Origin of the sequence: Kitasatospora sp. MBT63 (assembly GCF_000710465.2) — a bacterium.
Lineage (GTDB): Bacteria > Actinomycetota > Actinomycetes > Streptomycetales > Streptomycetaceae > Kitasatospora.
On sequence record NZ_JAIZ01000398.1, the window covers coordinates 1 to 887 of the forward strand.

The following is an 887-nucleotide window of genomic DNA, read 5'->3' on the forward strand; positions in this document are numbered from 1 at the left end:
TGGTCTGCCCGTCGCGCTGGTAGGTCACGGTGACCTTGGCGCCGGGCTGGAGCGAGGCCAGCGCGGTGGTGAGCGAGCCGATGGTGGTGATCTTCGTGTCGCCCAGCTGGGTGATCACGTCCCCGGGCTGGATGCCGGCCGTACCGGCGGCGCCGCCGGAGACCACGGTGACGACGGCGGCCCCGGCGGGCTGGAAGTTGCTGTCGAAGAACGTCCGGGCGGTGATGCCGAGGGCGGCCCGGCCCGAGTTGGTGACCTTGCCGTCCTTGATCAGCTGGTCGGCGATGCCGGTGACGGTCGACGCCGGGATGGCGAAGCCGATGCCGGGGGCGGCGCTGCCGTTGAGCTCCTGGTCGACGGCGGCCAGGGTGTTGATCCCGATCACCTGGCCGGACAGGTCGGCCAGCGCGCCGCCGCTGTTGCCGGGGTTGATCGCGGCCGAGGTCTGCACCATGTTGCCGATGGTCGCGCCGGGCGAGTCCCCGTTCTGCGGCTCGGTGACGGTCCGTCCGGTGGCCGAGACGATGCCCTCGGTGACGCTGCTGGCGAGGCCCAGCGGGCTGCCCATGGCCAGCGCGATCTGGCCGACCTCGACCTTGCCGCTGTCCGCGAAGACGGCCGGCTTGAGGCCGCCCGGCACGCTGGACAGCCTGATCACGGCGAGGTCCGAGTCCGGGAAGCTGCCGACCAGGGTGGCGTCCAGCGCGGTGGTGCTGTTGGCCAGCGTGACACTGAAGTCCTTGCCGGTGCCGACCACGTGCGCGTTGGTGACGATGTCGCCCTTGTCGTCGTAGACGATGCCGGAGCCGAGGCTGTCGCCGGCGGTGATCTGGACCACCGAGGGCAGGACGGTCGCGATCACCCGCTGGTAGTCGCTCTCCAGCTGG

General features: G+C 71.4%; 1 protein-coding gene. It reads right to left on the reverse strand.

Going from position 1 to position 887, the window contains the following annotated elements; all coding sequences use genetic code 11:
• Nucleotides 1-887 (reverse strand): S1C family serine protease (locus AA75_RS22705; RefSeq protein WP_033822030.1); only part of this gene is annotated, 887 nt, incomplete at both ends.